Origin of the sequence: Comamonas sp. E6 (assembly GCF_001010305.1) — a bacterium.
GTDB classification, from domain to species: domain Bacteria; phylum Pseudomonadota; class Gammaproteobacteria; order Burkholderiales; family Burkholderiaceae_C; genus Comamonas; species Comamonas thiooxydans.
In genome coordinates, this window is the sequence record NZ_BBXH01000012.1 from 37,853 (window position 1) to 61,708 (window position 23,856).

Consider the following 23,856-nt stretch of genomic DNA (forward strand, 5'->3'; position numbering starts at 1 on the left):
CACACCAAGCGCATAAAGCTATTTATTCAATAGCATTCAGCTCGCTCAAGCCAGCGCTTCCGCAGGACCGAAGAACTCATAGTGCACCTGGGCCTCGGGCACGCCCAGCTCGCGCAGCGACTGCTTGACGCTGCGCATGAAGCCGCGCGGGCCCAGGAAGTAGACATCGGCATCGCGTGACTCAGGCAGCCACTGGGCCAGTCGGTCGGTGCTCAGCAGGCCCTGGGCATCGACCTCGTCGCCCGCGTCCGCCTGGTCGTAGCAATAGCGGCGTGTGAGCTGCTCGTGGCTGTTAGCCAGCGCATCGATCTTCTCGCGGAAGGCATGCACGCCGCGATCACGCGCGCAGTGGATGAAGGTGATCTCGCGCCCCGTGGGCAGCGCGGCCTGCAGCATGGGCAGCGTGGGCGTGATGCCCACACCGCCGCTGATCAGCACCAGGGGCTTGGCATTGGCCTGCAAGGTGAAATGGCCGGCAGGCGGGAACAGCTCCAGCGTATCGCCCACGTGCAGCTGGTCGTGCAAATGGTTGGAGACCTTGCCGCCGGCCTCGCGCTTGACGCTGATGCGATAGCTCTTGCCGTTGGCAGGCGCCGACAGCGAGTAGTTGCGGCGCTGCTCCAGGCCGTCGACTACCACGCGCAGGCCGATGTACTGGCCTGGCTGATGGGCAATCACCGCGCCGCCGTCCACGGGTTCCAGATAGAAGGACGTGATCTCGGCGCTTTCGGCCTCTTTGCGCACCAGCTTGAAGGCACGCGCACCACGCCAGCCGCCTTCGGCTGCCGCAGTCTGCTCGTACACCGCGCGCTCCGCACCGATCAGGATATCGGCCAGCTGCTGATAGGCGGCGGCCCAGGCGGCGATCACCTCATCCGTGGCGATCTCTGCCCCCAGCACCTCGCGAATGGCGCGCAGCAGGCAGGCACCGACGATGGGGTAATGCTCGGCCTGTACCTGCAGCGCCACATGCTTGTTGATGATTTGCGCAGGCAGATTGCCCAGGTTTTCCAGTCGGTCGATGTTCTTGGCATACATCAGCACGCTATGTGCCAATGCTCGCGGCTGAGCACCGCTTTGCTGGTGCGCCTGGTTGAACAGCGGGCGCACCTCGGGATACTCACCCAGCATGGTCTGGTAGAAATGCGTGATCAGGGCCTCGCCGCCGGTTTCCAGCAGCGGTACGGTGGCCTTGACGATCTCGCGTTGACGTTCGGTAAGCATGCAAATCTCCTGGTTGCTGCCTTGCCAGCTGCAAGGCTTGAGCAGATAAATGCAAACGGCGTGCCAGCAACAAGACCATTGCAGAACAATGGCTTGCAAAAACATGCGTCAATATGACATCCATCAATTGCTGTCTCATTGACACCATCCGATGTCGTTATGACAACATCTCACATTCTTAACGCCGTCAGCCCGCTGATCGCCGATCTGGCCCAGGACCTGTCCGAGCGCGAACGTCTGCGCCGTCTGCTGGCCGCACTGCGCAACCTGTTGCCCGCCGATGCCGTAGCCCTGCTGAAGCTCGAAGGCGAATGGCTGCGCCCCATGGCAATCGACGGCCTGATGCCGGACACGCTGGGCCGGCGCTTTCGCCTGGGCGAGCATCCGCGCTTTGCCCAGTTGCTGGCGGCCGGCCAGGCCATGCGCTTTGAACCCGACAGTCCCCTGCCCGATCCCTATGACGGGCTGGTGGCGCACAAAGGCCAGGCCATCAGCGAGCTGCATGTGCATGACTGCATGGGCTGCGTGCTGCAGCTGGGCGGCCTGCCCTGGGGTCTGCTGACGCTGGACGCACTGGAGCCGGGCCGGTTCGCCGACCCCGCGGCGCTGGCCATGCTGCAGGCCTTCAGCAATCTGGCCGCAGCCACCGTGGCCACGGCCGAGCGCGTGCACCTGCTGTCCCAGCTCGCGCGCGGCGCCACCGGCTCGGCCAGTCCCGCCGCGCCGCAGGAGCGCGGACTGCAGGGCGCAAGCCCCGTCATGCGCCAGCTGCAGAAAGACATTGCCCTGGTCGCAGCCAGCGATCTTTGCGTGCTCGTCACCGGCGAAACCGGCACCGGCAAGGAGCTGGTGGCCCAGGCCGTGCATGCGCAGTCGGGCCGTGCCGACAAGCCCATGATCAGCATCAACTGCGCGGCCCTGCCCGACAACCTGGTCGAGAGCGAGCTGTTCGGCCATGTGCGCGGGGCCTTCACGGGAGCACTGAGCGAGCGCAGTGGCAAGTTCGAACAGGCACATCAGGGCACGCTGTTCCTGGACGAGGTCGGCGAACTGTCGCTGCCCGTGCAGGCCAAGCTGCTGCGCGTGCTGCAAAGCGGCCAGCTGCAGCGCCTGGGCTCGGACCGGGAGCACCATGTGGATGTGCGCGTGATCGCCGCCACCAACCGTGACCTGGCTGCGGAAGTCCACGCCGGGCGCATGCGCGCGGACTTCTATCACCGCCTCAATGTCTATCCGCTCGCCGTGCCGCCGCTGCGAGAGCGCGACAGCGACGTGCTGCAGTTGGCGGGCTATTTCCTCGAGGAGAACCGCTCCAGGCTCAGGCTGGGCGGCCTGCGCCTGGATGCGGCCGCACAGGCGGCCTTGCTCAATCGCAGCTGGCCCGGCAATGTGCGCGAGCTCGAGCACTGCATCAGCCGCGCCGTGCTCAGGGCCCTGAGCCGCAATGACGGCAGCGCCAGCCGCGCGGGAACCAGGCTGCGCATCGTGACCCTGGGACTTGCCGATCTCTGGGAGCGGGCCGAGGCGCCTGCCGCCGCACAGGCTACAGCCCCAATGGACCCGGCCACACCGGCGGCTGCGCCCGAGGCCGGTCTGCGCGCCGCCGTCAGCGCCTATGAACGCCAGCTGGTCAGCTCCAGCCTGGCCCGTCACCGGGGCAGCTGGGCCGCCGCAGCGCGCGAGCTGCAGCTCGATCGAGCCAATCTGCAGCGCCTGGCCAAGCGGCTTGAGATCGACAGGCCTTGATCAGCGGCCCTGGATGCCCAGCAGCTCCACATCGAAGTTCAGCGTGGCATTGGGGGGAACGGCACGGCCTGCACCACGGCTGCCATAGGCTATGCCGGGAGGGCATGTCAGCTTGGCCTTGCCGCCCACTTTCATCTTCTGCACGCCCTCGGTCCAGCAGGGAATCACGCCAGTGAGCGGGAACTCGATGGGCTGCTTGCGTGCATAGGAGCTGTCGAACTCCTTGCCGGTATCGGGAAAGTAGCCGCGGTAGTGCACCTTGACGGTGTCCGTCGCCTTGGGACTGGGCCCGCTGCCTTCGACCTGGCTTTCATAGATCAGCCCGCTGGCGGTGGTGACTGGCGCAGCATGAACCACTGCGCCAGCGCCCAGAGCAAATACAAACCCGATCACGGAGACTGCTTTTTTCATATCGGATGCGCTGAATAAACAAAACCCGACTTTATTACGAAGTCGGGTCGAAAAGATGTCATGGCAGCCATGCTGCCGGCTGCATTGACTCAGGTCCGGGCAATGCCGATATCGTCCAGTGCCTTGGACAGATGCGCCACGGAGCGATCCGAGTCATGCCATTTGTCCAGGCCGAACAGGCCGATGCGGAAGGTTTTGAAGTCCGGGCCTTCATCGCATTGCAGCGGAACGCCCGAGGCGGTCTGCAAGCCCACCTTGAGGAAGGCACGGCCGCTCTGGATTTCCGCGTCAGTGGTGTAGCTCACGACCACGCCAGGCGCCTTGTAGCCCTCGGCCGCGACGCTGGGGAAGCCGCGCAACTGCAGCAGCTCGCGCACCTTGCGACCCAGTTCCATCTGTTCTTCGCGCACCTTGGCAAAGCCGTATTTGCGCGTCTCCAGCATCACGTCGCGCAAGCGCAGCAGCGCGTCCGTGGGCATGGTGGTGTGATAGGCGTGCTGGCCTTTTTCGTAGCCCTCGGCAATCTGCATCCACTTCTTCAGGTCGCAGGAGAAGCTGGAGCTCTGCGTGTGCTCTATGGCCTCGCGGGCGCGCGCCGAGAGCATGACCATGGCGCAGCAAGGCGAGCTGCTCCAGCCCTTTTGCGGCGCCGAGATCAGCACGTCCACGCCGGTTTTTTCCATATCGACCCACATGGCGCCGGATGCCACGCAGTCCAGCACGAACAGCGCGCCAACCTCGTGCGCGGCGTCGGCGACGGTACGCAGGTATTCATCGGGCAGCATGATGCCGCTGGCGGTCTCTACATGCGGGGCAAACACCACTTTGGGACGCTCCACGCGAATGGTCTCGGCCACATCGGCTGCCGGGCATGGCGCCCAGGGATCCTGGCTGCCCTCGCCCTGCTTGCGCGCCTTGCAGACCACGGAGCCGCCACCCAGGCCCGCATCGGCATCGAAGATCTGCGTCCAGCGATAGCTGAACCAGCCGTTGCGCACGATCAGCACCCGCTCGCGATTGGCGAACTGGCGCGCCACGGCTTCCATGCCGAAGGTGCCGCTGCCGGGAATCAGCACGGCCGTGTTGGCGTGATAGACGTCCTTGAGCATGCCCAGGATGTCCTGCATCACACCCACGAACTTCTTGGACATGTGGTTGAGCGCTCTATCGGTGTAGACCACCGAGAATTCGAGCAGGCCATCGGGATCAACGTCGGGCAAAAGTCCGGGCATGGGATATCTCCAATCGCAAATACTGGGCAGTCAAAAACACCCCGGAGCAGACGTTGGGCCGCCGGGGCGCTGGTGCAAGACATTCAGCTTAGCATGAGCCGGAATATGGTTTTGCGTATGCAGTTCATATCAAAAACATGAGCTGCAAGCGCTTTGCACATCGGAGATTTCAACCGATTAAACGCTGAAATCTCGATGCCCCCATCAGCGTTTACCATGTGTCCACAAAGCGGCCGCCTTCCTCGCGCAGTCGCGCACCGGCCAGGCCGCGCACCAGCCAGGCGCGGGTCTCCGCAGGGTCGATGACGGCATCGACTTCCAGCGTGGCCGCCATGTGCATGGCCTCGCCATGCGCGTATTGCTGGGCCAGCAGCTTCTGGAACAACGCCTCGCGCTGCGCGCCCTCCGGCAGGGCTTCGAGCTCCTTGCGAAAGCCCAGCCGCACAGCCCCTTCCAGGCCCATGGCGCCGAACTCGCCCGTGGGCCAGGCCACATTGAAGATGGGCGCATGAAAGCTGCCCGCCGTCATGCCCATGGCGCCCAGGCCATAGCCCTTGCGCAGCACCACGCTGAAGTATGGGACGCGCAGCTTGGCCGCCATGACGAACAGCCGGCTGACATGGCGCACCTGGGCGGTTTTCTCGATCTCCGGCCCGACCATGAAGCCGGGCGTATCGACCAGGCTGACGATGGCGATGCCGTGGGCATTGCACAACTGCATGAAACGCGCCACCTTGTCGGCCGCATCGGCATCGATGGCGCCGCCCAGATGGCCCGGGTTGTTGGCTATCAGTCCCACGGGCCGCCCCTCGATGCGCGCCAGCGCCGTGTGGATGCCGGCGCCGAAGCCGGTTCTCAGCATCAGCAGGCTGCCCTCGTCCACCAACCCGGCCATGGCTGCGCGCGTATCGTAGGCACGCAGGCGGTTCTCGGGCACGACCTGGCGCAGCAGACGCTGATCGGGCTCGGACCATTGCTCGACCCGCCCCTGGAAGAAGGACAGATAGTGCCTGGCCGCGGCCACGGCCTGGGCCTCGTCGTCGACCAGGATATCGATCACGCCATTCGCATGCTGCACGCTGGCGGGGCCGACTTCCTCGGGACGGAAGACACCCAGGCCGCCGCCCTCGATCATGGCCGGTCCGCCCATGCCGATATTGCTGCTGCGCGTGGCGATGATCACATCGCTGCAACCCAGCAGCGCCGCATTGCCCGCAAAGCAGCGGCCATGGGTGATACCCACCACGGGCACCTGACCCGAGAGCGCCGCATAGGCCGCGAAGGTATGCACATGCAGGCCCGCGACCACGGGTGTGTCGGTATCGCCGGGCCTGCCCCCGCCGCCTTCGGCAAACAGCACCACGGGCAGTTTCTGCTGCAGCGCGATGCCCAGCATGCGGTCGGTCTTGGCGTGATTGCGCGCCCCCTGGGTGCCCGCCAGCACCGTGGCGTCATAGGACATGACCACGGCGCGCGACCGCTCCGCGCCGAACTGCGCGGCATTGATGGAGCCCATGCCCGTGACCATGCCGTCGGCCGGCGTGTTAGCCACCAGATCGTCGAGGCTGCGCCTGCGTGTCTGCGCGGCAATCGCCAGCGCGCCGTACTCGATGAAGCTGCCTTCATCGCAGAGATCGGCAATGTTCTCGCGCGCGCTGCGGCTGCCCTGGGCATGGCGCCTGGCCATGGCCTCGGGCCGCGCTGCATCGAGCGTGAAGCCATGGCGATCCCTGACGCGCTGCAGATCGGCCCGGATGTGGCCCGGGTCCTGCCGCTGCGGCACCACCTCGGCATGCGCTGCATCGCCCTGAACGGGCGCGAGCACCAGCAAGGCCTGGTCCTGCGCCACATAGCTGCCGGCCTCCGCCAGCAGCGCCTGGACCCGGCCCGCCGCCTGCGCGAACAGCACATGCTGCATCTTCATGGCTTCGAGAATGCCCAGCTCGGCGCCCTTGGCCACCGTCTCACCCACCGCAACAGACCACTGCACGACCCTGGCTGGCATGGGGGCCAGCACAGCATTTTCAGGAGCTTGCTGCGCTTGAAGTACCTTGCTTTCAGAAGCAAAAGCATCTGAATTCTTTGAATGAATTGCGCTTGAAGCTATCTTTTCTGCAGCATACACCAGCTGCGGCAGGACCTCTTCCAGCCAGCGCGTGTGCACGGTCTGATCCTGCATCTCGGGCCGCTGCGCCAGGGCCTTCAGCAGCGGCAGATTGGTGGCCAGGCCCACGATGCGGCAGTCGGCCAGCGCGCGCCGGGAGCGGCGCAGCACATCCTCAAAACGCGGCGCGTTGCTGTGCACGACGAGCTTGGCCAGCAAGGTGTCGTAATGCGGCGACGGGCTGGCACCCTGCTGCGCATGGCTGTCCAGGCGTATGCCGGGGCCTTGCGGCCAGTGCAGCTCGGCAATGCGGCCGCTGCCGGGGCGGGAGTTACCCTGGGCATCGAGGGTTTCGGCATTGATGCGCCACTGCATGGCATAGCCGCGCGGCCGGGGCCGTGCATTCACATTCAGGCCCAGGTCGGCAAAATGCTCGCCCGCCGCGATGCGGATCTGGGCCTGCACCAGATCGACGCCAAAGACTTCTTCGGTAATCGTGTGCTCCACCTGCAGGCGCGGGTTGGCCTCGATGAACACATAGGGCAGGGACTGGGATTGCAGATCGACCAGGAACTCGAATGTGCCCAGGCTTTCGTAGCGCAGCCTGGCTGCCATGCGCAGCGCGTCCTCGGTGATGCGCTCGCGCAGCGGCTGCGTCAGGCTCGGGCTGGGCGCAATCTCCACCAGCTTCTGAAAGCGCCGCTGCAGCGTGCATTCGCGCTCGCCCAGCGCCATCGGCCATTCGCTGCCGTCACCCAGCAGCTGGATCTCGATATGGCGCGCGCCGCTCATCAGCCGCTCGACATAGACGCCATCCACGCCAAAGGCTGCCTGGGCCTCACTGCGGCAGCGCTGGTAGGCGGCCGCCACCTCGCCAGCCTCGGTGACCGCACGCATGCCGCGCCCGCCGCCGCCGCCGATGGCCTTGATCATGATGCCGCTGGCTCCGTCGGCCTGCTGGCGCGCAAAGAACTGCTGGGCCTGCTCCAGCGTCACGGCCTCGGTGCTGCCGGGCATCAGGGGCACGCCGCATTGCTGCGCCAGCGCGCGGGCCCTGGCCTTGTCGCCAAGCAGCGCCAGTTGCTCAGGCGTCGGGCCGATGAAGCGCAGCCCCGCTGCCGCACAGGCGCCCGAAAAGTCTGCGTTCTCGCTGAGAAAGCCATAGCCCGGGTGCAGTGCATCGCAACCGTGCTGCTGGGCAATCCGCAGCAGCTGCGCGCCATCGAGATAGGCAGCCGGGCCGCTGGCGCCCAGTGCCAGCGCCTCGTCTGCGGCCTGCACATGCGGGGCCGCCGCATCATCGGCGGCGTACACCGCCAGGCTGGCAATGCCCAGCTCCTGCAGCGCTCGGATGATGCGCAGCGCGATTTCACCGCGGTTGGCGATCAGGACTTTCTTGAACATAGGACTCTCGTTTTAATAGCTTTTAGCGCGCACCAATCAATGATCACAACCACTCTTGATGCAAAAAATCAGGAAATATCTCGCAGCAAACGGCGCAGCACCTTTCCTGCGCCCGTGGCCGGTAGCGCATCGATGAAGCGCACCTCGCGCGGCGCCTTGTAGCTGGCCATGTTTTCCTTGCTCCAGGCCAGCAGCCCGTCCGCCTCCAGGCTCTGCCCGGGCTTGCGCACGATGAAGGCGCGCACGACCTCGCCTTTCTGAGCGTCGGCAACACCGATCACGGCCGCCTGGGCGATGGCCGGATGCTTGATCAGAATCGTCTCCACCTCCTCGGGGAACACGCTGTAGCCCGAAACCTTGATCATTTCCTTGAAGCGGCCGATGAAGGTCAGATAGCCGTCGGCATCGAACCTGCCCATGTCGCCGGTATGCACCCAGCCGTTCTTGAGCGTCTTGGCCGTGGCCTCGGGCTTGTTCCAGTAGCCCTTGAAGTTGCCCGGGCCGCGAATGATGATCTCGCCCACCTCGCCTGCGGCCAGCGGCGCGCCGGTCTCCGGGTCTATCACCCGGATCTCGTTGCCCGGCGCGGGCTTGCCATGCGTGCCCCAACGAATGGCATCGCCGGGCATAAAGGTATCCATGGTGTGGGTTTCTGACAGGCCGTAGGCCGCCTCGCTGGAGATGGCATTGGGTGCGAACCTGCGCCATTGCTTCGCCAGTTCCTCGGTATAGGTGATGCCGAAGCTGGTGACGGTGTTGCGGCGCAGCGCGCTGAAATCCATCTTCTCCACGCCGGGCACCTGCATCAGCGCCACATTCATGGGCGCGATGCTGTACCACCAGCTGACGCGATAGCGCTCCAGCGCCTGCGCCACGGCCAGTGGATCGAAGCGATGCAGCAGCACGCAGGGCGCCCCCGAATGCACGGGCATGTTCACCCCCATGGACATGCCGGCGATGTGATAGAGCGGTGCCACGGCCAGCAATACGTCCTCGGCGCTGACCCCGGTCACCCGGGACGCGCCGGCCGTCTTGTATGCGGCCGCGCCGAAGCTCAGCATGGCGCCCTTGGGCAGGCCGGTGGTGCCCGAGGTATAGGTCATCAGGGCCACCTCGTCCATGTCCACCTCGACATGTGAAGGCCTGGCGCCGCTGTGCATGAGATCCCAGAACGACGTCACATTGCCGGGCAGCGGCTGCACGGGGGCCTGCAGCTCTGCAGGAAGGGGCAGCGTGGGCGCTGCGGGAAGCCAGTCGCCGTAGCGCACGGCCAGCACATGCAGCAGCTCCGTGCTGCCGCGCACCTTGTCGACCACGGGCAGCAGCACATCGGCCGCAATGATGACCCTGGCCTGCAGATCATTGAGCTGATATTCGAGTTCATGCTCCTTGTTCAGCGGCCCGCAGGGGCAGACTATGGCGCCGATCTTCTGCACCGCGTAGTGTGCAACGATGTACTGCGGGCAGTTGTTCATGAACAGGGCGACGGGTTCGCCCGGCTTCACGCCCAGTTGCTGCAGATGGGCGGCTACGGCATCGCTGGCCTCATCCACCTGGCGCCAGCTGATGTGCTGTCCGTACCAGATATAGGCATCACGCTCGGGATGCTGGCGCGCATTGCGGCGCAAGGCCTCATGCAGGGGAATGAGGATTTCGGATTCAGCCATGGTTGTCTCCTGGGTGTCTCGTGTAGACCGAGCAGCGGCGCCACTTTGCGGGCTTTCTCAGGGATTGCCTTAGGGCAATCTGCTGCTCGGAGTCTTGTCAATGTATACCTGCCGGTAGAACAATGCTACCCATTGGTATAACGAATGCGACACACGCAAACCCTCATGCCCGCCACGTCCAGAAAGACCGAAAAAAAGCCGGCTGCGCCCGTGGCGCCGCGCGGCCGCCAGCGCCTGCCCACCGCCGGCTCCGACGAGAAGCGCGAGCGCATTCTCAAGGCCGCCGAAGCCCTGTTCGACCGCTATGGCTATGCCAACACCACCATCGAGCAGATCGTGCAGGCGCTGGGCGTGACCAAGCCCTTTGTCTACTACTACTTCCGCAACAAGCAGGAGATCTTCGAAACCCTGTGCTGGGCACCGACCGAGGCCTGCTTCACGGTGCTGGACTTTGCAGCCGACGACCCGCGCCCCGCGCATGAAAAAGCCATTGACGGCCTGCAGCGTCTGATTGCTGCCACCATTGCGCACTACCCTGCGGGCTTCTTCCCCTACCGCGAGCCACAGGCCTTCAGCCCCGCCTATCTCAAGGCATCGCGCAATGTGGCCCAGCAGTTCTACAAGCAGTTCTGCGCCCTGCTCGACGAAGGCCGCGCCAGCGGGCATTTCGATTTCCGCGACACCCGCATTACCGCCCAGGCGGCCTGCAGTCTGCCCGGCTTTCTCTACAACTGGTATCAGCCTGACGGCAAGCTGGGCCCGGCCGAGATGGTGGTCGAGCTCACCGATCTGGCCTCGCGCGTACTGGGCCTGCGCACTGCTGCGGCCCCTGCGCGCAAACGCGCGGCCAGAGCCGCACCGGCGCCAGCAGCGCAGAACCCTTCGCCCCCCAGGCGCCGCAAGAGCGCTTCATCCACCACCAACAGCGCCAGCTGAGAGCCTCGAAGGCCAAGGCGCCATTCCAACTCCTGGAGACAAAACCATGTCAGTTCGCTTCTCAGCCCTTGCGCTGGCTGCCAGCCTGTGTGCCGGCACCGTATCCGCCCAGACGGCAGAGCCGTTCAAGATTGCATTCATCGACCCGCTCTCCGGCCCGTTTGCCAATGTGGGGGAAGTCATGCGCAACCATGTGCTCTACGCTGTCGATGACGTGAATGCCAAGGGCGGCCTCTACAACGGCGCCAAGTTCCAGCTGCTGCAGTTCGACAGCAAGCTCTCGGCCCAGGAGAGCCAGAGCGCGCTGCAGGCCGCCATTGATCAGGGCGCACGCGTGGTGGTGACGGGGGGCTCGGGCTCATCGGTGGTCACGGCGCTGGTGCAGGCGGCATCGCGCTACAACCAGCGCAACCCGGGCAAGGAGGTGCTGATACTCAACCACAGCTCCATCGATCCCGAGCTGACCGGCAAGTCCTGCAGCTTCTGGCATTTCATGTTCGATGCCAACACTGCCATGCGCATGCAGGCCATTGCCAACTACATCAAGACCCAGCCCGAGATCCGCAAAATCTTTCTGCTCAACCAGGACTACGCCCATGGCAAGCAATGGGCCAGCTTCGGGCGCAGCATGGTCGGCAAGGCAAGCCCGGATATCCAGTTTGTCGGCGAGACCCTGCACCCCATGGGCCGCATCAAGGACTTTGCACCCTATGTGGCCAAGATCAAGGAAGTCGGCACCGATTCGGTCATCACCGGCAACTGGGGCCAGGACCTGGCTCTGCTGCTCAAGTCCGCCGGCGACTCGGGCTACAACCTGCGCTACTTCAACCACAGCGCAGGCGGCTTTCCGGGCACCGTGACCTCGATTTCCCAGGCAAAGATAGGCCAGGTGACCTGGGTCGCGGAATGGCACCCCGGCATGGCCGACCGCGCCCAGGCCGACGCCCGGGCCAGGGAGTACAAGGCCAGGATGAACCAGGACTTTCTGGCCCCGCGCATGGATCTTGTGCCGCGTATGCTGGCCGCTGCCATGGCCAAGGCCCAGTCCACCGAGCCCGTGAAAATTGCCAAGGCCATGGAGGACATGTCCATGGACACCGTCTTCGGCCCCGTCAAGATGCGCGGCAAGGACCACCAGTTGCTGCTGCCCCAGGTCGTCAACACCATCGCCCCCGTGGACGGCAAGCTGGTCAAGACCGGCTGGGAAGGCACGAACTACGGCTTCAGAACCGATGCCGTCTATTCCGCCCAGCAGCTTGATCTACCCACGGAGTGCCAGATGAAGCGACCTTGAGCACAATCTCCTGTGCGGTATGGCATGGCCTAAGCGGTCTGATACCAGCGCGGACCAACGCAGAGACACCAAGGAAGGGCCGCCCCGCACCGAGGGTGTCGTCCCCTCCCCTAGCGCGCAGCGCGTAGAGAGAGGGGGAAGCGGCGCAGCCGCTCAGGGGGTGTAGCTCCGCTTCCCAAACACTCCGCTGCCCACGCGCACCATGGTGCTGCCTGCTGCCACGGCGGCTTCCAGATCGCCGGTCATGCCCATGGACAGCGTGTCGAAATGCTCCAGCCCCGCGAGACCGCTGGCCTTGATGGACTCAAAAACAGCTCTGGCCTTTTTGTGGACTGCGCATTGCGCCTCGAAATCAGGGGCATCGTCAGGAATGCTCATGATGCCGCGCAGCTGCAGATTGGGCAGTTTCACCATGGCTTGGGCCAGCTCCAGGGCTTGCTCGGCCATGACGCCGGACTTGGTGGCGCCGCCATCCACATTGACCTGGATGCAGACATTGAGCCGTGCCATGCCATGCGGACGCTGGGCCGAAAGGCGCTCGGCGATCTTGAGCCGGTCCACGGTCTGAGCCCAGTCGAAATTTTCGGCCACCAGCCGCGTCTTGTTGCTCTGGATGGGGCCTATGCAATGCCACTGCAGCGCTTCGCCGCCCGCCAGCTGCATGGCGCGCACCGCGGCAATTTTCTCCACGGCCTCCTGGATATAGTTCTCGCCAAAGCTGCGCTGGCCGGCCAGCACCGCCTCGCGCACCGCATCCGCGCCAAAGGTCTTGGAAACGGCCAGCAGTTGCACCGATGTTACGGGCCGGCTTGCACTGGCGCAAGCGGCTGCCATGCGGGCATGAATCTGCCCCAGATTGTTTTCAATCGTCGTCATAATTGGCGCCAGAGTATCAAACCAGAGAGGGATCTCCGTGGATATCACGCAATTGCTGGCATTCAGTGTCAAGAACAAGGCTTCGGACTTGCATTTGTCGGCAGGTCTGCCCCCCATGATTCGCGTCCACGGCGATGTGCGCCGCATCAACATCGATCCGCTGGACCACAAGACCGTGCACGCCATGGTCTACGACATCATGAGCGATGCCCAGCGCAAGCAGTACGAAGAGTTTCTGGAAGTGGACTTTTCGTTCGAGATTGAAGGCCTGGCTCGGTTTCGTGTCAATGCCTTCAACCAGAACCGCGGCGCGGCGGCCGTGTTCCGTACCATTCCCAGCAAGATCCTGACACTGGAGCAACTCAACGCCCCTAAGATCTTCGCCGACCTGGCCCTGAAGCCGCGCGGTCTGGTGCTGGTGACCGGTCCCACGGGTTCGGGCAAGTCCACCACGCTGGCCGCCATGGTCAACTATCTCAACGAGACCGAGTACGGCCACATCCTGACGGTGGAAGACCCCATCGAGTTCGTGCACGAGTCCAAGAAATGCCTGATCAATCAGCGCGAAGTCGGCCCCATGACGCTGTCGTTTGCGGCAGCGCTGAAGTCCGCGCTGCGTGAAGACCCGGACGCGATCCTGGTCGGCGAAATGCGGGACCTGGAAACCATCCGTCTGGCCATGACGGCGGCCGAAACCGGTCACCTGGTGTTCGGCACGCTGCACACCTCGTCGGCCGCCAAGACCATCGACCGTATCATCGACGTCTTCCCGGCCGAGGAAAAGGAAATGGTGCGCGCCATGCTGTCCGAGTCGCTGCAGGCCGTGATCTCGCAGACGCTGTGCAAGACCAAGGACGGCCAGGGCCGTGTGGCCGCACACGAGATCATGCTGGGCACGCCCGCCATCCGAAACCTGATCCGAGAAGCCAAGGTGGCACAGATGTACTCCACCATTCAGACCAGCCAGAACATGGGCATGCAGACTCTGGACCAGAACCTGACCGATCTGGTGCGCCGCAACCTCATCAGTCCTGCCGAAGCGCGCAGCAAGGCGAAGATTCCCGAGAATTTTCCTGGATGATGCCTCCCCCTGAGCGGCTTTGCCGCTTCCCCCCAGGGGGACGACGCCCTCGCCGCGAGGCGGCTCTTGCTCGGCGTCTCTCACTTGGGCTCTGCCAATTTTGACGCTGCCTCAAGGAACGATCATGGAACGCGATCAGGCCAGTAAATTCATCAACGATCTGCTCAAGCTCATGGTCAGCCGCAACGGCAGCGACCTGTTCATCACTGCAGAGTTTCCGCCCGCCATCAAGATTGACGGCAAAGTCACCAAGGTCTCGCCCCAGCCGCTGAACCAGTTGCATACGCTGGCCCTGGCGCGTTCCATCATGAACGACAGGCAGGTGGCAGACTTCGAACACACCAAGGAGTGCAACTTCGCCATCTCGCCTGCCGGTGTGGGGCGCTTCCGTGTCAACGCCTTCATGCAGCAGGGCAAGGTCGGCATGGTGCTGCGTACCATTCCCAGCACCCTGCCCACGATTGACGGCCTGGGCGTGCCGCAGGTGCTCAAGGAAGTGACCATGACCAAGCGCGGCCTGTGCATCCTGGTCGGCGCGACGGGCTCGGGCAAGTCCACCACGCTGGCCGCCATGGTGGACTGGCGCAATGAAAACTCCTTCGGCCACATCATCACCGTGGAAGATCCCGTGGAGTTCGTGCATCCGCACAAGAACTGCGTGGTCACGCAACGCGAGGTGGGACTGGACACTGAAAGCTGGGAAGCCGCGCTCAAGAACACGCTGCGCCAGGCGCCCGATGTGATTCTGATGGGCGAAATCCGTGACCGCGAAACCATGGAGCACGCGATTGCGTTCTCTGAAACCGGGCATCTATGTCTGGCCACGCTGCACGCCAACAGTGCCAACCAGGCGCTGGACCGTATCGTCAACTTCTTCCCCGAAGAGCGCCGTCCGCAACTGCTGATGGACGTGTCGCTGAATCTGCGGGCCATCATTTCCCAGCGCCTGATCCCCAAGCAGGACAGCAAGGGCCGTGTCGCCGCCATCGAGGTGATGCTCAACTCGCCGCTGATCGCCGACCTGATCTTCAAGGGCGAAGTCGTCGAGATCAAGGAGATCATGAAGAAAAGCCGCAACATCGGCATGCAGACCTTTGACCAGGCGCTGTTCGACCTGTTCGAGTCCAATCTCATCACCTATGAAGACGCGCTGCGCAATGCAGACTCGGTCAACGACCTGCGTCTGCAGATCAAGCTCAACAGCCAGCGTGCCCGGACTCTGGACCTGGCGGCCGGCACCGAGCATCTGACCATCGTCTAAGCCCAAGGCGCTGGCATCTCTTCCCACAGGAGGAGCGCGGGTTTTGCTGCGTGGCGGGCCGCCCAGGCCCCTGCTGTCAGCCACGGCCATGCACTCCGGCGCTACCATGATCGAACTGTTTCGCACCAAGTCTTAGAGGATTTCATGAGCACAGCCACCATCGCCTCCCGCAGCTACGCTGCTTGCGCTTCCACTCCCGTGGCCTTTCTGGGCCTGGGTGTCATGGGCTATCCCATGGCCGGGCACCTGGCTGCGGCTGGCCATCAGGTCACGGTCTACAACCGCACGGCTGCCAAGGCCGAAGCCTGGACCGAGGAATTCCCAGGCGGCAGCCATGCGGCCACGCCCCGCGAAGCCGTCAAGGGCGCACGCATGGTCTTCTCCTGCGTGGGCAACGACGACGACCTGCGCTCCATTGTGCTGGGCGACGACGGCGCCTTTGCAGGCATGGAGCCTGGCGCCATCTTTGTCGATCACACCACGGCCTCGGCCCAGGTGGCACGCGAGTTGTATGCAGAAGCACGCAAACGCGGCCTGCACTTTATCGATGCCCCTGTATCGGGCGGTCAGGCCGGGGCGGTCAACGGCCAGCTCACCGTCATGTGCGGCGGCGATCAGGATGTGTTCGACCAGGTGGCCCCTGTGGCCGATGCCTTCTCGCGCGCCTTCACCTATATGGGCGCCTGCGGCAACGGTCAGCTGACCAAGATGGTCAATCAGATCTGCGTGGCCAGTGTGGTGCAGGGCCTGTCCGAAGCCATCGCCTTTGGCCTTCGTGCCGACCTGGACGTTGAGAAAGTCCTCGATGTGATCGGCAAGGGAGCCGCCCAGAGCTGGCAAATGGACAATCGCGGCAAGACCATGGCCGTGGGAAAGTTCGACTTCGGCTTTGCCGTGGACTGGATGCGCAAGGATCTGGGGCTGGTGCTGGCCGAGGCCCAGCGCAATGGCGCACGCCTGCCCGTCACCGCGCTGGTGGACCAGTTCTATGCCGATGTACAGGCCATGGGTGGCAATCGCTGGGATACCTCCAGCCTGATCCAGCGCCTGCGCTGAGCCATGAAAAAAGCCGGACTCGAGTCCGGCTTTTTTGTGACCGTCGCTCACCTCAGTTCATGCTGGAGCGATCCTCGACCACAGGGGCAGCCTTGGATGTTGCTGCAGCCAGCTCATCTTCGGAGATGACCTCAAACAGGCGCACAACCTTGCTCACATCGTTGACGCCACGAGCGATCTCGGCAGCCCGCTTGGATTCACGCGGCGTAACTATGCCCATCAGATAGACCACGTTGTTCTCGGTCACGACCTTGATGGCCGAGGATGAAATGTCCTTGGCGTTGACCAGACTGGCCTTGACCTTGGTCGTGATCAGAGAATCCTGGGAGCGCTGACCCAGAGTGGCCGTGAAAGGCGCGACCTCGATCTCGTTATAGACCTGACGCACGGTGGATTGTTCGCGCACCAGCTTCTCGATGGTCGCCTTGTCCGTCGCATTGCCTGCCTGGCCGGTCAGCAACACCACACGGTTGTAGCTGGTGGCGCTGACGCGAGCCTTGTCGCCCATCACCTCGCTGATGCGATTGCCGGCACGCAGCTCTATGCCCTGGTCCTCAACCTGTGTGCCGGTGGTACGCCTGTCCACCGCCGACATGCCCGCCACGGCAGCACCGCCGCCCACCAGAGCCACGCAACCGCTCAAGGCACCGCCCAGAGCGGCAACAGTCAGGGCCGCACATGCAACACGGGTCCACTTCAACTTCATAAAGGCATCTCCTGGTCACCAAGCAGTTGAGAGTCCACACCATCGGCCAGACAGTGCAGGATCAAGGTATGGGTTTCGCGCACGCGCGCCGCACGGTCGTGGGGCACGCAGATCAGTACATCGGTCTCGCGCACGGCGGTGGCCAGATTGCCGCCGGTGCGGCCTGTCAGCACCACGGCCATCATGTCGCGCTCGTGGGCGGCTTCAAGAGCCTCCAGCACAGCCGTGTCGTTGCCGGTCACCGACATGAGCAGCAGCAGATCGCCGGGCTGCCCCAGCGCCCGCACCTGACGCGCCAGATACTGGCTGGCATTGCCGCCCGAGCCCGTGGCTCCCACGCTGCCCAGCAGGCCGCCATCGGAAGTCAGGGCCACGGCCGCCAGCTCGGGACGATCGCGCTCGAACCCTGTCACGCACAGGGAGGCAAATAACTGGGCATCGCTGGCCGAAACGCCCGTACCGCAGGCCAGCACCTTGCCGCCGCCCGTCACACAGGCCAGCATGGCCTGTACGGCGGAAGCAATAGGTTGGCTCAGCGCCTGGGCGGCCTGGTACTTCAGGTCGGCACTGTCGATGAAATGCTGTTGAATTCGTTGCTCTAGCATGGAGGCCCGATGATACCCGCCACCTGTTATCTCTTTGGTAGCAAACCGTTATTTGCGCATCAGTGTTGCGCACAACTATGACGCGGCGACTAAAGCGCCTCGAATGCCGCCTGGAGCCACTCGATGCGCATCGGGTTCCCGGAGCTGTCAACCAGTACCACATCGAAGCGGCATGGCGGCGCTGCCGCAAGCCTCATCAGATAGTATCTGGCGGCCAGCACGATGCGCTGCTGCTTGAGGCGGCCGATGCTGCCGCCGGCACCGCCGAAGCGCTCGGTGTTGCGGCTGCGGACTTCGACGAACACCAAAGACCCGTCGCGGTCACGCAGGATCAAATCGATTTCGCCGCCACCACGGCCCGGCGTCCGATAATTGCGCTCGACAAGCTTCAGGCCCCGCGTCTGCAAATGGGCCAACGCGGCATCCTCGGCCTGTTGCCCGCGTGCGGTTGTGCTTTGCGCCAGCTTGGGCCGCTTTCCAAGGAAATCCATTGACTACCTCTTTCGCCTCTGCACTGACTGCCGCACATGACGCGGCCGCTTCCCAGCATTATCCGCAGGGAGCCCTGTATGTGGTGGCGACGCCGATTGGCAATCTGGCCGATATCAGCCTGCGCTCGCTGCATGTACTGCAGATCGTGGACTGCATCGCCTGCGAAGACACGCGCCACACCCAGGGCCTGCTGCGCAGCTACGGGCTGGACCGACCCGGCAACCAGTTGCTGGCCGTGCACCAGCACAACGAGGCAGAAGCCGCCCAGCAGGTGATCGAGCGCCTGCAGCAAGGCCAGCGCATCGCCTATGTCAGCGATGCCGGCACTCCCGGCGTCAGCGACCCGGGCGCGCGCCTGTGCGCGGCGCTGCAGACCGTGGGTCTGCGCAGCATTCCGCTGCCCGGCGCCAGCAGCGTGACATCGGCCATCAGCGTGGCCGGCGCCGTCACTCCGGCACAGGGCGAAAGCGGTTTTGTGTTTGCCGGCTTCCTGCCCACCAAGAATGCCGAACGACTGGCCGCCGTGCAGAAGCTGGCCGACCAGCCGCGTTGCACCGTGCTGCTGGAAGCACCGCACCGCATCATCGAGCTGGCCCAGGCTCTGGCCCTGCTGGGCGAGCGTCGCGTCACGCTGGCGCGCGAGATCACCAAGCAGTTTGAAGACATCGCCAGCATGCCGGCCCACGAGCTGGCAGCCTGGCTGCAGGCCTCGCCGCAGCGCATCAAGGGCGAGTTCGCCATCGTGCTGCACCCCGTGGCAGTGCAGCAGGAATCGGGCGAGGCCGAGCGTGTGCTCAAGCTGCTGCTGGCCGAGTTGCCGACCAAGACGGCCGTTAAACTGGCCGCCGAAATCACTGGGGCCAGTCGCAACACGCTCTACGACCGGGCGCTGGAACTCAAGCGGGCCGCCGAAGAGGAATAACTACATCAACCGGGCGCGGTACAAACCAGAGACGCCTGGCAAGGGCTGCCCCGCAGCCCCCGTTTGGGGAAGCCTGGTTGCGACTCAAGCGTAGGCCAGACCGGTTGCCACGCCACCAAACAGGTCACCTTCGACCTGCGGCACATCGGGGAAAGCGACGCGCAGCGCATCGCGCAGGGTACGCAGGGCCGACGAGCCGCCGGTGAGATAGATGGCGTCTGGCGCCGCGACGCCGGCCTGGCGCACACAGTCCTGCGCACATTCAACGACCTGCAGCAGCAAGGCCTGCAACTGCTCCTGCAGAACCTCCGGGGAGATGGCCGCCGGCAGGTCTTGCTCCAGCCAGTCCAGCGCTATGGCCGAGGCCGCATGGCTTTGCGAAGCTGCAATCTTGGCCTGCTCCACCGCATCGGCCAGCCTATGGCCTTCGCGCCAATCCAGCACCTTCATCAGGCGCTGGTGCAGCTGCGGATCGCTGTAATCGCTCTTGAGACCGCGCGCCGAAGCCAGGGCTTTGGCCGTGTACAGCCACTGGATCAGATGCCAGGTGGAGAGATCGAAGAACACGCTGCTGGGCACCTCGCGCCCGCTGGGGCCGATGTGCTTGTAGCCCAGCAGGGGCATGACCTGGGCCACGTTGAGGCGATGGTCGAAATCCGTGCCTCCGATATGCACGCCGGTGGTGGCCAGAATGTCCTCGGTGCGGTCGGCATGCCCGGCCTGTTGCGGACCCAGACGCACCACCGTGAAGTCCGAGGTGCCACCGCCGATATCGACCACCAGCACCAGTTGCTCCTCGCTCAGGCGCTGCTCGTAATCCAGCGCCGCCGCAATCGGCTCCAGCTGAAAGCTGACTTCGCCCAGGCCAGCGGCGCGCGCCGCAGCGGCCAGGGCATCCTGAGCCTGACGGTCTCGCTCCGGGTGTTCGTCGACAAAATGCACGGGACGCCCCAGCACCACACGCTCGGGCAGACGACCGTCCAGCGCCTGGCGTGCCTGATCGGCCACACGCTTGAGAAAGATCGCGATGATGTCCTGGTAGCTGATGAGCTGCTCGTGCACCGCAGTCTTTTCCAGCAACAGGCTGCTGCCCAGCAGGCTTTTGAGCGAGCGCATCAGGCGCCCTTCCTCGCCTGCCAGATACTGCTGCATGGCATCGCGGCCGAAATGCGTGCTGTGCTCTTCGGTATTGAAGAACAGCGCCGTGGGCATGCCGGTGGCAGCCCCTTCCAGAGGCAGCAAAGTTGCGGTCTTGCCAGGCAGGCGATAGGCAGCAGCAGAGTTGGAGGTTCCGAAATCGATGCCCAGAGTGGCAGGCGTGAGAGCTGTGGTCATGAAAGGCGGCGCTGCACCGCGTCGGCCCGCAAAGGCTGTCGCGGCCGCAACGAAAACGCCCACCGAAGTGGGCATGGGTGTCAGCGGGGGCGCTATTCTAGCGCCCCTGTTATTGGGCCTAGGCGGCGGCGGTTTCCAGCTCGCTGCCGGAATGCAGTGCCAGTTCAATGCGCACCCCGTGGGTGGCAACTTCGTCCAGTTCCCCTGCTACCGCCTGCTGCGGCACCGACAGCACGACCGCATAAGGTCCTTCGCCGCGAGTGGCCAGTCTTTGGGCCAGGAGGCCTGCAGCCTGTACGGGTGCCGCCAACACCAGCTCGGTGGTGCCCAGACCCAGCGATACCTGCTGCGTGCTGCCGTCGGCCGAGACCCGCAGCGCGCTGACATCCACGCCTTCGCCGAGCAATGCCCGCCAGCGCGCCAGGCTGGCCTGCAGGTCCTTCACCGCTACTTCCAGGCGCGCCACGCCGGTCACGCCATTGGGATGCACCCGGGCCTGGCCTTCGGGCACGCGCAAGGCACGCGGCGTCAGGTCGCCGCACAGAAACGGCAGATCCTGGCTGTGGGCGCGTGCATTGCGCCAGCGCAGCTGCTCTCCATCGGGACGCAGACGTCCGCCCTCATAAGGCGCTTCATAGTCCAGGCCGCGCGCCTGGGCCGCCGCCACCACGGCGCCGGTCTCGGAGGGCAGCAGCGCGAAGTCGACCAGCCCCTCGCCGTGCTGCTGCAGCTGCTGCCACCAGCGCTCCTCGGGCGCTGGCGCACGCCAGGCAATGAGTTCGAAATAGGCGCCGTCGGCAAAGACCACCAGGGCGTTGTGCGTGGAGCGGCCCGGGTGCTCGCCGCCGCGCAGCACGTTGAAACCCAGGGACTGGTAGTCGGCAATCGTGCGTTCCAGATCCTGGACCGCGATGACGATATGGTCGAGTGGCAGGCTCATGCAAAAGTCTTTCCAAAAGGTTCTCAGGCCGCCAGGCGCTCGGGCGCGCTGGAGTCGGTATGGCGCACTTCGGCGCGGATGGACTGGGGGTTGCGCAGCAGGTTGAGGATGGGGCAGCTTCGCTCCACGGCCTCGAACAGCGCATCGATCTCGGCGCGGCCGGCTGGCGAATCGATATGCACGGTATAGCCGATATCGTGCGGCCAGATCGGCGTCGCCTCATGGCCGGGCTTGCCGCCGCGCGGGTCTATGACGCCCGTGACCTCGACTTCGAGGCTCTCCAGCGGCACCTGGCGCTCGGCCGCCTGGATCAGAAAGATATGGGTCACGCAGGTGCCCAGCACGCCCAGTTGCAGCTCGGGCGAGCTCGGGCCGAGGTTGTAGCCCGCGAAGTCGGGCGGGCTGTCGCTGATGATCTGGTGTTCGCGGATGCGCAGACGACGCACGCCGCTGCGCCCCTCGGCACGCACGCTGGCCTTGAGCCTGGCGGCCTGGGCCGTGCCCGCCTCGATGGCGGCGCTGCGCGCCAGCACGGCCGCGCGTTTTTCGGAAAGATATTCGTTGAGATGGCTCATGAGCGGGCTTTCGATAGAGGAATGCCAGGCCATTGTTGTGAGAGCGGCGCGCCGGGCCAACAAAGGAATTCGTCTGCGCTTATGCGCTTTGCAAATATGCGGCCCCTCACCGCTTAGTTGTTTTTCGCATAACGATGCTACTCAATATATGAACACGAATATTTGGCGTCGATAGCATGAGAACCATGAATCCGGTCGGTCGCTGCGGCGATGCGTCCGGAACCTGAGTTTTCAACGCCATGCGGCGACGAGGTATGAACGTGTTTTTCCCTTCGCAGACGGATCCATCGATAAAACAGCCGGTGAACAAGCCGGCCCGACGCCGCGCCCTATGGGCCGCAGTGGCGGTACTGACGGGCAGCATGCTGCTGGCCGGCTGCTCCAGACAATCCGGCACGGCCCAGGCTGGCGCCTCGGCGGAACCGGTCCAGGGCGGCACCCTGGTCTACCTCGAACAGCAGGCACACACCAATCTCTATCCGCCTGCCGGCGGCTTTTATCCCAACGGCGGCGTGCTCAACCAGATCACGGACAAGCTGACCTACCAGGACCCCGAGACGCTGGAAATCCAGCCCTGGATCGCCGAGTCCTGGACCGTGAACGCCGATGCCACCGAGTACAGCTTCAAGCTGCGCTCCGGCGTGAGCTTCTCGGACGGATCGCCGCTGGACGCGGCCGCCGTGGCGCGCAACTTCGACACCTACGGCCTGGGCAACAAGGCTCTCAAGCAACCGGTTTCCGAGGTCATCAACAATTACGAGCGCAGCGAAGTCGTCGATCCGCTGACCGTGAAGTTCTTCTTCAAAAAGCCCTCGCCGGGCTTTCTCCAGGGCACTTCGGTGATCGGCTCGGGCCTGGTCTCGCCGGCCACGCTGGATCGTCCGTTCGAGGAGCTTGGCGATGCCACGCGCATCATAGGTTCGGGCCCCTTCGTGGTGGCCAGCGAGACCCTGGGCAAGGAGCTGGTGCTCAAGGCACGCCAGGACTACGCCTGGGGCCCCGCCAGGCTGGCCCACCAGGGCCGCGCACGCCTAGATGAAGTCAAGTTCATCGTCACACCCGAGGACAGCGTGCGCATAGGCGCACTGCTGGCCGGCCAGGCCGGCTTCATCCGCCAGGTCCAGGCCTATGACGAAAAGCGCGTGGAGCAACAGAAGTTCAGCATCTACGCGCCGTCCACGCGCGGCGTGAACAACAGCATCGCCATCCGTCCCGACAACGCCCTGGTGGCCGACCTCAAGGTGCGCCAGGCCCTGTTGCATGGCACCAATACCAAGGAGATCGTCGAAACCCTGTTCTCGCCGCGCTACCCGCAGGCACGTTCGGTGATCGCCTCCACGGCAGCCGGCTATGTGGACCTGTCGGCCAAGCTGGTCTTTGACGAGGCCAGGGCCAGACAATTGCTCGACGAGGCCGGCTGGAGCCTGGGCGCCAACGGCCTGCGCCAGAAGAACGGTCAGGACTTCGTGCTCTCGACCTACGAATCTCTGCCTCAGCCACAGAACAAGGAAACACTGCAGCTCGTGGCCCAGCAATGGGCCAGGCTGGGCATCAAGCTCAATGTGCTGGCCGGAGACTCGGGCAGCCGCACGGTGGACACACTGGACCCCGACAAGACCGGCGTGCTGCCGGGCATGGTGGGCCGCGCCGATCCCGACGTGATCAAGAGCAATTACTACCCGAGCAACCGCAATGTGCTGCTGCAAAAAGGCGGTGTGAGCCAGAAGGTCAAGTCCTTCGAGGACGGCAAGCTCAACCGCCTGTTCGATGCCATCGCGGCCGAGACCGATGCCAACCGGCGTCTCGCGCTGACCGGCGAGGTGCAGAACTATCTGATCGATCAGGCCTATGTGATCCCGATCTTCGAGGAGCCCCAGGCCTTCGCGGGTGCGACCTGGGTGCGTGAGGTGGGCTTCGAGGCCGTGGGCCGTCCCAGCTTCTACAGCACCTGGCTGGCCAAGCGCTGAGCGCGAGCGACCAAGGAGGCGC

Annotated in this window: 20 protein-coding genes; 8 read left to right on the top strand and 12 right to left on the bottom strand. The window is 64.5% G+C overall.

The window, feature by feature from the left end:
* Positions 1 to 45 precede the first annotated feature (45 nt).
* Entirely contained in the window at positions 46 to 1,224 is a 1,179-nt protein-coding gene (gene hmpA / locus CSE6_RS11175) for an NO-inducible flavohemoprotein (protein ID WP_003068487.1), read from the bottom strand.
* 159 nt (positions 1,225 to 1,383) lie between these two features.
* Here hmpA and norR point away from each other — a divergent pair, with 159 nt between their 5' ends.
* Positions 1,384 to 2,970: a nitric oxide reductase transcriptional regulator NorR gene (gene norR, locus CSE6_RS11180; protein ID WP_059440556.1), complete on the top strand. Its 1,587-nt coding sequence runs from the start codon at positions 1,384 to 1,386 to the stop codon at positions 2,968 to 2,970.
* Here norR and CSE6_RS11185 read toward each other — a convergent pair whose 3' ends face one another.
* From CSE6_RS11185 to CSE6_RS11200, 4 genes are all read right to left on the bottom strand, one after another.
* Complete coding sequence (locus CSE6_RS11185; RefSeq protein ID WP_034354972.1) at positions 2,971 to 3,381, bottom strand: FKBP-type peptidyl-prolyl cis-trans isomerase; 411 nt, start codon at positions 3,379 to 3,381, stop codon at positions 2,971 to 2,973. It abuts the gene before it with no gap.
* A gap of 89 nt (positions 3,382 to 3,470) precedes the next feature.
* Positions 3,471 to 4,613, bottom strand: a complete 1,143-nt coding sequence (locus tag CSE6_RS11190; protein WP_059440557.1) for an aminotransferase class V-fold PLP-dependent enzyme — start codon at positions 4,611 to 4,613, stop codon at positions 3,471 to 3,473.
* Between the two features lie 211 nt (positions 4,614 to 4,824).
* Positions 4,825 to 8,121, bottom strand: coding sequence for a carboxyl transferase domain-containing protein (locus CSE6_RS11195; protein ID WP_059440558.1), 3,297 nt, complete (start codon positions 8,119 to 8,121; stop codon positions 4,825 to 4,827).
* 68 nt (positions 8,122 to 8,189) lie between these two features.
* Positions 8,190 to 9,788 carry an AMP-binding protein gene (locus CSE6_RS11200; RefSeq protein WP_059440559.1) on the bottom strand — a complete coding sequence of 533 codons (1,599 nt, stop codon included), beginning with the start codon at positions 9,786 to 9,788 and terminating at the stop codon, positions 8,190 to 8,192.
* A 165-nt stretch (positions 9,789 to 9,953) separates the two neighbouring features.
* Between CSE6_RS11200 and CSE6_RS11205 the strand changes: the two genes are divergently transcribed.
* Together CSE6_RS11205 and CSE6_RS11210 are read left to right on the top strand one after the other, a co-directional pair.
* On the top strand, positions 9,954 to 10,724 hold the full coding sequence (locus CSE6_RS11205; RefSeq protein WP_052057603.1) for a TetR/AcrR family transcriptional regulator: 771 nt from the start codon (positions 9,954 to 9,956) through the stop codon (positions 10,722 to 10,724).
* A 46-nt stretch (positions 10,725 to 10,770) separates the two neighbouring features.
* A complete protein-coding gene (locus CSE6_RS11210) occupies positions 10,771 to 12,018 on the top strand; it encodes a branched-chain amino acid ABC transporter substrate-binding protein (RefSeq protein WP_059440560.1) in 1,248 nt (415 codons plus the stop codon).
* Between the two features lie 153 nt (positions 12,019 to 12,171).
* Here CSE6_RS11210 and CSE6_RS11215 read toward each other — a convergent pair whose 3' ends face one another.
* Complete coding sequence (locus CSE6_RS11215; protein WP_059440561.1) at positions 12,172 to 12,894, bottom strand: YggS family pyridoxal phosphate-dependent enzyme; 723 nt, start codon at positions 12,892 to 12,894, stop codon at positions 12,172 to 12,174.
* A gap of 37 nt (positions 12,895 to 12,931) precedes the next feature.
* On the opposite strand from CSE6_RS11215, the gene CSE6_RS11220 reads away from it, so the two are divergent.
* From CSE6_RS11220 to CSE6_RS11230, 3 genes are all read left to right on the top strand, one after another.
* On the top strand, positions 12,932 to 13,975 hold the full coding sequence (locus tag CSE6_RS11220) for a type IV pilus twitching motility protein PilT (RefSeq protein ID WP_003068464.1): 1,044 nt from the start codon (positions 12,932 to 12,934) through the stop codon (positions 13,973 to 13,975).
* Between the two features lie 124 nt (positions 13,976 to 14,099).
* A complete protein-coding gene (locus tag CSE6_RS11225) occupies positions 14,100 to 15,236 on the top strand; it encodes a PilT/PilU family type 4a pilus ATPase (protein WP_003068462.1) in 1,137 nt (378 codons plus the stop codon).
* 144 nt (positions 15,237 to 15,380) lie between these two features.
* Positions 15,381 to 16,292, top strand: a complete 912-nt coding sequence (locus CSE6_RS11230) for an NAD(P)-dependent oxidoreductase (protein WP_034354990.1) — start codon at positions 15,381 to 15,383, stop codon at positions 16,290 to 16,292.
* Between the two features lie 52 nt (positions 16,293 to 16,344).
* On the opposite strand, the gene CSE6_RS11235 is transcribed toward CSE6_RS11230, so the two are convergent.
* The 3 genes from CSE6_RS11235 to CSE6_RS11245 all read right to left on the bottom strand — a co-directional run bounded on the left by CSE6_RS11235 (position 16,345) and on the right by CSE6_RS11245 (position 18,094).
* Entirely contained in the window at positions 16,345 to 16,998 is a 654-nt protein-coding gene (locus CSE6_RS11235) for a BON domain-containing protein (protein ID WP_003068458.1), read from the bottom strand.
* A complete protein-coding gene (locus CSE6_RS11240; RefSeq protein ID WP_003068456.1) occupies positions 16,995 to 17,603 on the bottom strand; it encodes an SIS domain-containing protein in 609 nt (202 codons plus the stop codon). Before CSE6_RS11240 ends, CSE6_RS11235 begins: the two co-directional genes overlap by 4 nt.
* Positions 17,604 to 17,692: 89 nt before the next feature.
* Positions 17,693 to 18,094, bottom strand: a complete 402-nt coding sequence (locus CSE6_RS11245) for a YraN family protein (protein WP_059440562.1) — start codon at positions 18,092 to 18,094, stop codon at positions 17,693 to 17,695.
* On the opposite strand from CSE6_RS11245, the gene rsmI reads away from it, so the two are divergent.
* Complete coding sequence (rsmI, locus tag CSE6_RS11250) at positions 18,094 to 19,017, top strand: 16S rRNA (cytidine(1402)-2'-O)-methyltransferase (RefSeq protein ID WP_034354997.1); 924 nt, start codon at positions 18,094 to 18,096, stop codon at positions 19,015 to 19,017. The genes CSE6_RS11245 and rsmI overlap by 1 nt on opposite strands.
* An 84-nt stretch (positions 19,018 to 19,101) precedes the next feature.
* Here the strand turns inward: rsmI and CSE6_RS11255 are convergent, their stop codons facing one another.
* From CSE6_RS11255 to CSE6_RS11265, 3 genes are all read right to left on the bottom strand, one after another.
* Positions 19,102 to 20,352: an Hsp70 family protein gene (locus CSE6_RS11255; RefSeq protein ID WP_059440619.1), complete on the bottom strand. Its 1,251-nt coding sequence runs from the start codon at positions 20,350 to 20,352 to the stop codon at positions 19,102 to 19,104.
* 118 nt (positions 20,353 to 20,470) lie between these two features.
* Positions 20,471 to 21,292, bottom strand: coding sequence for a VOC family protein (locus tag CSE6_RS11260; RefSeq protein ID WP_059440563.1), 822 nt, complete (start codon positions 21,290 to 21,292; stop codon positions 20,471 to 20,473).
* Positions 21,293 to 21,315: 23 nt separating this feature from the next.
* Positions 21,316 to 21,900, bottom strand: a complete 585-nt coding sequence (locus CSE6_RS11265) for an OsmC family protein (protein WP_193751119.1) — start codon at positions 21,898 to 21,900, stop codon at positions 21,316 to 21,318.
* A 221-nt stretch (positions 21,901 to 22,121) separates the two neighbouring features.
* On the opposite strand from CSE6_RS11265, the gene CSE6_RS11270 reads away from it, so the two are divergent.
* The gene (locus CSE6_RS11270; protein ID WP_187771834.1) at positions 22,122 to 23,834 is read left to right on the top strand and encodes a TIGR04028 family ABC transporter substrate-binding protein; all 1,713 of its coding nucleotides are present in this window, start codon (positions 22,122 to 22,124) and stop codon (positions 23,832 to 23,834) included.
* Positions 23,835 to 23,856: the final 22 nt, after the last annotated feature.

Excerpts from the sequence above, each read along its gene's own strand:
- CSE6_RS11190 (WP_059440557.1), bottom strand. The coding sequence starts at position 4,613 with ATGCCCGGACTTTTGCCCGACGTTGATCCCGATGGCCTGCTCGAATTC.
- CSE6_RS11240 (WP_003068456.1), bottom strand. The coding sequence starts at position 17,603 with ATGCTAGAGCAACGAATTCAACAGCATTTCATCGACAGTGCCGACCTG.
- CSE6_RS11235 (WP_003068458.1), bottom strand. The coding sequence starts at position 16,998 with ATGAAGTTGAAGTGGACCCGTGTTGCATGTGCGGCCCTGACTGTTGCC.
- CSE6_RS11195 (WP_059440558.1), bottom strand. The coding sequence starts at position 8,121 with ATGTTCAAGAAAGTCCTGATCGCCAACCGCGGTGAAATCGCGCTGCGC.
- CSE6_RS11270 (WP_187771834.1), top strand. The coding sequence starts at position 22,122 with ATGAACGTGTTTTTCCCTTCGCAGACGGATCCATCGATAAAACAGCCG.
- norR (WP_059440556.1), top strand. The coding sequence starts at position 1,384 with ATGACAACATCTCACATTCTTAACGCCGTCAGCCCGCTGATCGCCGAT.
- CSE6_RS11215 (WP_059440561.1), bottom strand. The coding sequence starts at position 12,894 with ATGACGACGATTGAAAACAATCTGGGGCAGATTCATGCCCGCATGGCA.
- CSE6_RS11205 (WP_052057603.1), top strand. The coding sequence starts at position 9,954 with ATGCCCGCCACGTCCAGAAAGACCGAAAAAAAGCCGGCTGCGCCCGTG.
- CSE6_RS11230 (WP_034354990.1), top strand. The coding sequence starts at position 15,381 with ATGAGCACAGCCACCATCGCCTCCCGCAGCTACGCTGCTTGCGCTTCC.
- CSE6_RS11185 (WP_034354972.1), bottom strand. The coding sequence starts at position 3,381 with ATGAAAAAAGCAGTCTCCGTGATCGGGTTTGTATTTGCTCTGGGCGCT.
- CSE6_RS11225 (WP_003068462.1), top strand. The coding sequence starts at position 14,100 with ATGGAACGCGATCAGGCCAGTAAATTCATCAACGATCTGCTCAAGCTC.
- CSE6_RS11210 (WP_059440560.1), top strand. The coding sequence starts at position 10,771 with ATGTCAGTTCGCTTCTCAGCCCTTGCGCTGGCTGCCAGCCTGTGTGCC.
- CSE6_RS11255 (WP_059440619.1), bottom strand. The coding sequence starts at position 20,352 with ATGACCACAGCTCTCACGCCTGCCACTCTGGGCATCGATTTCGGAACC.
- CSE6_RS11260 (WP_059440563.1), bottom strand. The coding sequence starts at position 21,292 with ATGAGCCTGCCACTCGACCATATCGTCATCGCGGTCCAGGATCTGGAA.
- CSE6_RS11265 (WP_193751119.1), bottom strand. The coding sequence starts at position 21,900 with ATGGCCTGGCATTCCTCTATCGAAAGCCCGCTCATGAGCCATCTCAAC.
- CSE6_RS11200 (WP_059440559.1), bottom strand. The coding sequence starts at position 9,788 with ATGGCTGAATCCGAAATCCTCATTCCCCTGCATGAGGCCTTGCGCCGC.
- hmpA (WP_003068487.1), bottom strand. The coding sequence starts at position 1,224 with ATGCTTACCGAACGTCAACGCGAGATCGTCAAGGCCACCGTACCGCTG.
- CSE6_RS11245 (WP_059440562.1), bottom strand. The coding sequence starts at position 18,094 with ATGGATTTCCTTGGAAAGCGGCCCAAGCTGGCGCAAAGCACAACCGCA.